6 protein-coding genes and 1 pseudogene are annotated in these 6,472 nt (G+C 37.4%); 4 read left to right on the top strand and 3 right to left on the bottom strand.

Annotation, left to right across the window (positions count from 1 at the left end):
* Nucleotides 1-60 precede the first annotated feature (60 nt).
* Nucleotides 61-1,581 carry a YifB family Mg chelatase-like AAA ATPase gene (locus tag FEZ13_RS10125; protein WP_146552524.1) on the bottom strand — a complete coding sequence of 507 codons (1,521 nt, stop codon included), beginning with the start codon at nucleotides 1,579-1,581 and terminating at the stop codon, nucleotides 61-63.
* Between the two features lie 44 nt (nucleotides 1,582-1,625).
* Nucleotides 1,626-2,198, bottom strand: a complete 573-nt coding sequence (locus tag FEZ13_RS10120) for a transposase (protein ID WP_146552523.1) — start codon at nucleotides 2,196-2,198, stop codon at nucleotides 1,626-1,628.
* A 169-nt stretch (nucleotides 2,199-2,367) separates the two neighbouring features.
* Between FEZ13_RS10120 and FEZ13_RS10115 the strand changes: the two are divergent.
* From FEZ13_RS10115 to FEZ13_RS19505, 4 genes and pseudogenes are all read left to right on the top strand, one after another.
* Nucleotides 2,368-2,520, top strand: a pseudogene (locus FEZ13_RS10115) (IS66 family transposase); the annotation flags it as partial.
* 744 nt (nucleotides 2,521-3,264) lie between these two features.
* The gene (locus tag FEZ13_RS10110; protein ID WP_146552522.1) at nucleotides 3,265-4,980 is read left to right on the top strand and encodes an LXG domain-containing protein; all 1,716 of its coding nucleotides are present in this window, start codon (nucleotides 3,265-3,267) and stop codon (nucleotides 4,978-4,980) included.
* A 17-nt stretch (nucleotides 4,981-4,997) separates the two neighbouring features.
* Nucleotides 4,998-5,291 (top strand): hypothetical protein, encoded by a 294-nt coding sequence (locus FEZ13_RS10105; protein ID WP_146552521.1) that lies wholly within the window; start codon nucleotides 4,998-5,000, stop codon nucleotides 5,289-5,291.
* Nucleotides 5,292-5,566: 275 nt separating this feature from the next.
* Nucleotides 5,567-5,740 (top strand): hypothetical protein, encoded by a 174-nt coding sequence (locus FEZ13_RS19505; RefSeq protein ID WP_186725838.1) that lies wholly within the window; start codon nucleotides 5,567-5,569, stop codon nucleotides 5,738-5,740.
* A 34-nt stretch (nucleotides 5,741-5,774) separates the two neighbouring features.
* Here FEZ13_RS19505 and FEZ13_RS10100 read toward each other — a convergent pair whose 3' ends face one another.
* Nucleotides 5,775-6,470 (bottom strand): ABC transporter permease, encoded by a 696-nt coding sequence (locus FEZ13_RS10100; RefSeq protein ID WP_146552520.1) that lies wholly within the window; start codon nucleotides 6,468-6,470, stop codon nucleotides 5,775-5,777.
* Between the last annotated feature and the right edge of the window lie 2 nt (nucleotides 6,471-6,472).

Raw genomic sequence — 6,472 nt, 5'->3', positions numbered from 1 at the left:
CTGACAATGAACTACAAGTTAAGTCCTTAACTCTTCCAACGAGTTAAGGACTTTTTGTGGTTAGGATGGATTTGGCTGTTGTGCTTGTGTTGTTTCTTTTTTCCATGAAATGGCTTCTTCTATGGCTGTATCTGTGATGTCTTTTGTTCCTGCAAGGTCAGCAATGGTTCTTGCCATTCGGATGATTTTAAGTTGTGTGCGGTTGCTCCATTTTTCGTGAAAACAGGTAACGGCTAGTTGATCGCGTTGTTGTTTGGTGATGCCACAGAGCTGTATAAGTTGATCAGATGGTACTGTGCTATTTAGAAATGATGGACGATAGCGCTTATTTTGTTGATTTCTCGCATCTGTTACTCGTTGTCGGATGGTATTTGAGTCTTCACTTGTTTCTTGATGTGAGAGGTGAACACTTTGTAAAAATAATTGAAAATCGAAACGGTCAAGCAATGGACCGGATGCTTTTAGTTGATATTTACGAATTTCGTTCGGTGAGCAAGTACAATAATGATCGTTTGAACCATAATAACCGCACGGACAAGGATTGGTTGCTGCAATGAGTGTAAAATCAGCAGGGTAAGTGACTGTTTGTCGCACACGACTGATGCTGACCACGCCTGTTTCCATTGGCTGACGCAACATATCAAGCGTTTTTCGTGAAAATTCGCCTAATTCGTCTAAAAACAGTATGCCTCGATGTGCTAATGAGATTTCCCCAGGCTTTGGATATGTTCCTCCTCCGATTAAAGACGTAGAGGAGGAGGAATGATGTGGCGCTCTATAGGATGGGCGCATCGAAAAGGTAAATGGTTCTTTGGCTAAATGATAAATGCTGTATACTTCTAACATCTCTTCTTGTGTTAACTCAGGAAAAATGGTTTGAAAGGCATCTGCCAACATACTTTTCCCACATCCAGGAGGACCATTGAGCAGAATATGATGTCCACCTGCTGCTGCAATTTCCAATGCACGTTTGGCTTTTGCATGACCAAAAATCGCAGCAAAGTCCGTTCCTTTATTCGGATTGTCTCTTTCTCGTATAAAAGGCTGAATCTTAGTATCTGGTAAATGTAAAAGGGTTTGTCCTTTTGCGTATTGTACAAGCTGATGCAAATCATCTATCGTGATGAATTCCACATGAGGTACTTTCCCAAGAAAATGTAAATCAACTGCTGGTAAAATGATCCGTTTAAATCCTAATTCAATCGCCTGTTGTATTGATGGAATCATGCCATGAAAAGCAACGAGCTTACCGTTTAATGTTAATGCAGCCAATACACATGTGTTTGCATCTATTTGAAGAGGCATATCGACTAATTGTTCGATCACTGCTAAGACCATTGCTGCATCATAGCCGGTTCCTGTTTTTCTTTTATCAGATGGAGATAGCTGCAAAGTGATTTTTTTCATGGATAGATCATAGTCAAGTGCGTGTAAATTACTCAAAATCCGTTCTTTCGATTCTTTAATCGAAGTATCAGGTAGTCCAATGATCGTACATATTTCCTTTTCTGTTCGAATATTCGCCTCAATCATGACACGATAACCTCGCATCCCTTCAAGGCCAACACTCCATATAGTCATAAATAGCTCCTTTCTTTATCCTGCCATAATGGGCAGTAGACATATTAGTCATTCATTTCTTTCTCATCTTGCTCACAAAAAAGACAGTAATCTTCAATCGTTTGTTTGGAGTATACAGGCATACAAGACGGCAAAAATGTAGTTGTCATATAGGGGATATTGTGGGGTTGGTTGGTTTTGTAAAGATAATAGCTACTATAAGGATAATGCTCCATTCGCTCGACCATTGGATTTTTCGTCGCAATGGGGTTGCGATGAATATAGCGACTAGCTGCAAGAATTCCCTTTGCATCCATCGTAGCTTCAGCAAAATATCTACTCTCATATAAATGACCACAATAGTGATATTTTCGCTTGAAATAGTCACTGTATCGCTTATTCAGCGTACCCATGACCTTACTCAAAGACTCATTTGGGGAACGAATCAAAAGGTGATAATGGTTATTCATAATACAATACGCCACAATCTCAAAAGGATACCGATCATACGTATAATAGAGCGAGCGAAAAAATTCCGCATAATCCTCCGCATGTTGGAAAATCACCTGTCGATTATTGCCACGCATCACCACATGATAAAACAAATCAGGATTCCAGATCCTTCTTTTTCTAGGCATATATAACCTCCTTTCTTCTGATTATATAAGATAGAAAAGGAATATACTAGAATAATATATTGAATATTGGATAAATTTTTGCTGGATATTCATAAGCAGAATAAGCAAAAAAACCTTCACCCTAGAATGAGTTAAGGACTTAAATTGTTTCGGTGACTGGCACTTGAACTTACCAGCCCCTATCTATCCGAAAAGCCTCGCATCGGCTTCAGCAATGGCCTATATAATGAATCAAAAATATGTGGAAGGCATGCCACTTTATCGTCAAGAAAAACAGTTAGAACGACTCGGTGTATATCTATCACGTCAAACCATTGCCAATTGATGGTCAAGGTGGATCAAAAGATATTTGGATAGTTAAATCCAAAAATAAATTAGTTAAAACTAAGGCTGGTACTTTTAAAAATGCCATACACATTTATAGCAGTACTCATAAAACCACTTATTATTTAGCACCAAGATCGGGTATCATAAAAGTTGTGACTAAGGGTAAAACCACTTTTGAACTTATCTCAAGAAGATAACATTGATGTAGTCTAAAATATTAGATACTAGATCACAATTATATGAAAAAGATGATGTCTTCATTGCAAGACATCATCTTTTTTAATCGTTTAACGTTTCATCATCTCTTTTGGATGAACGGCTATTCCAAATAGTCAAGGACTTAATTTGTGTTAGTGCATGGCACTTGATTTTAAATAACTGCAGATGCCATAGACTAAAACAATTCAAATAATAAGATGGCAATGATGTCCTTCATCTCTTCAGAGGTTAAGGATTTTTTTCTATAGATAGCCTTAGATCTGGGTACCAGTACTTAGTTTATATTTCCTATTTTGTACTGGTATAAATAGGTAAAAATAATCTCAATAGTATGTTTTTTACATGGTATAATTGATAAATATTAACATGTAATATACTTTGTTTTAATGGAAGATAGTTACTGAATAGATAGGAAATGATGATGAAATAGTTATAGAGTGGTAGATGACCCGACTGGTTCAACTGCCACATAATAATATATAAAACGACATTAAGTTGAACGAAATGCAAAGGAAGGTGGATCGTTATCACAAAGGTACTAGATGTTGCAGGTTTACAGAATGGCATCGAGAAAACGCTCAAGTCCTTAAAAAATAAACAAACCGAGATGGCGGAGATTAAAAAAGCGGTACAAGGGATACTGGCGCTGGAAGATGCCTTTAAGGGAAAAAGTGGGGAGGCAATCCGAAATTACTATCAAGAAGTACACCTGCCATTTATCTCCTATTACCAAGCTTTTATAGAAGATTACGAGCGTCAACTAAAAGCTATGGACCATGAATTACAAAAGCTAGAATCCGCCAAAAATGGACGGATCGACGAAGGTTTTTTAACAGAAGACTTAAAAACTAGCCTCCAAAACACAGCCAATCGTACCATCAACCTCACAGATGAAGCTAACCAAACGATTCTTTCCATCCAAGATATTGTGGCTACACCATCATTGAATGATGCCTCTTTTCTGGAGGAAGTGACGGACGCGCAAAAACAGATTCAGTCTACGGTAGAAAAAGTTCACCAATTTGATTACAATCAAAGTAAAGCCTTAGAAGAATTATCCAATGATGTGTCGAACATGCAAAACTACATAGACGGCATCCAATCGCAGATGAAAAGTGGAAAGCTGCAACTAGCCAACTATACCAGTGGCACATTAAGCCGGTATCAGCTAGATGGCTGGCTGAAGGATGAGGTGGGAAGTACCTGTTCAAGAGTAGAGACAGAAGAAGTGGATCGAATCGAAGAACTGCAAAAGAAACTCGCAAAAGCTTCCACACCAAGTGAGTATTTAAAAATCGCGAAAGAAATAGGCATTGAAAATCTCGATAATGGTCAAAAACAAATCGTCGCCAGGTTGGAAACCGCGGAAGGAATCCAAGAAGGTTTCCTCCAAGTGGGAAAAGACTTTTTAAAAGGAATCGATGATTTTATAGACGATCCTGGAAAATCAATAGAGGGTACCATCCAAGCCATTAAACATCCGATTGAAACCTACGATTATCTTTCCCAATCCATCGCTGATTCATTTGAACGAGATGTCATCAATGGAGATGCCGAGTCACGTGCCAAGTGGATCTCCTACGCATTAGGAACCCTCGGATTATCCGTAGTGGGTACCAAAGGATTAGGCGCTGTAACGAAGACAGGAATGACCACAGTCAAAGCCACTGCTAAAGTAGGAGTCCGCAAGGTAAGAGGCGCAGCCGAAAAAGTCCCGACACTCAATCTGTATCCTTATGCGCCCCAACATCAATTAGCTGGTGTAAGTGCAGGTATTGTGCCTTATAATACGGTGAATAGTGCTGGGTTGAGAGATCAGTTGATTTCTATGGCGAAAGTGGAAAATAAAAGTAGTGGTAAAAGTACTGAGAGAACGGGGCAGAGTATTAAGGGTAGTTCAGAAATTGTAGATAATATTGTTAAACAAGGACACAAAGCTTTAAATAATTTTGATATTAATTCAGCTTATGTTAAACCAAAACATTTATCTACCAGTGGTGGTAATGGCGCAAAATTTTTAGGAGAGACAAAAGAAGCAGCTGAAGCAATATTAAAGGACGCAATGAATAATGGAAAAGTCCAATCAATAGCTGACAATGGGTTAACAAAAATGGGACAACAAAGTTATCAAATTGTTATTAATGCAGGAAAAGAGGTTGGAATAAAAGGGGAAACATTAATTAAAATTGTTATTTCAGAAGATGGTGGAATGTTAAGCGCATATCCAGTTAAATAGATCAGGAGGTAAAATATATGAACGTAATAGAAGGATTTTTGCAATCAGAAATTAATACCCAAGGTTTATATGAGGATATTATGAATTTTATAACTTCATATCATATTAGAAACGGTGAATTTGAAGGAAATGAATATATAATTAAAAAAATGGATCAGACTAATTTCATTATTTTTCCTGAATATGAGGATGAGGATGGAGAGCGTGAAATCCATGCGGCAGAAGCTGTATACAGAGGAAATCTGATAAAAAGAATTAATGAATATGCTTTAACTAAAGATATAAAATTACATTATAAAGAAAAAAAGTAGTCCTAATATAAGTTCAAATGACAAGTGCCCACACAATTCTGATAACCCGGGGTTTGGTAATTGAATACAAGTTAAATAAAGAAATATATATGAAAATGATGGAGCGGAACAAAAATTTCTGAATTCTGAATATTAATGTTCATGTTGATTTAAAATGTTCATGTTTTTTATCTAAATTTTACATTATGAAATTGATTCATCTATAGTATATTAAAGTTTCCACTTTTTACAATATAAAGTATCTATTTAATTTTCAAAGAAAAAAGAAAAATTAAGTGCTAGGCAAGCAAGCTGGTAATGCTAATATGATATTAAAAACACTTGGAGATATTGCAAAGGCATTAGATACAGATGTATCTAAACTAACTTTAATAGATGGTTCACCATTTGATAGTGAACCATCCAAATCAATCCTAGCCAAAAAGTCCTTAACCCTTCCAAAGAGTTAAAGACTTAAATTGTTTTGGTGCCTGGCACTTGATCTTAGTCCTTTAAAGACTGGACAGTAGGTGTTGTTATTTTTTTGTGCCGTTTGACAGGGTCTAGTCTTCGTTCAATAATACCGAGGATCACATCAGTAAGTACAGCCATTAATGCAGTGGGTATTGCACCGGCAAGTATAATCGCTGTGCCATTTGTTGCGTTGGTCCCTCGAATGATAATATCACCGAGTCCACCAGCACCGATAAATGCGCCAATAGCGGTTACGCCAATGGCTACTACTAATGCAATGCGGATGCCAGCAGTTATAACGGATAGTGACAGTGGGAGCTCGATCATATAGAGCACCTGAGTACGGGTCATGCCCATTCCTTTACCAGAGTCGATCAAGTTTTTGTTGATATTCTTGATCCCCGTATAAGTATTTTTAATAATGGGCAACAACGAATAAAGGAATACGGCTACTATTACAGTTTGTTTACCAAGCCCCATGCTTAGCATTAAAATAGCCAGTAACGCTAACGCTGGTATGGTTTGGATAATGTTGGCGATCGTGATGATAAAACCAGCCAATTTACTATATTTGGCGATTAAAATACCAAGTGGAATGCCAACGATGGCTGCTAAAAGTACGCCGTAAACGGAAATCAGAAAATGTGCTAAAAATTGTTGAAATACATAGGTCCCATTCTCAGAAAAGTAGTAGAGGAATTGCTGAAACGTATTCATATCACTCATAA

This window comes from Rummeliibacillus sp. SL167 (assembly GCF_007896505.1).
GTDB lineage: Bacteria > Bacillota > Bacilli > Bacillales_A > Planococcaceae > Rummeliibacillus > Rummeliibacillus suwonensis.
Note: the sequence above shows the minus strand (reverse complement) of the source record. Positions and strands in the feature narration are given on the sequence as shown.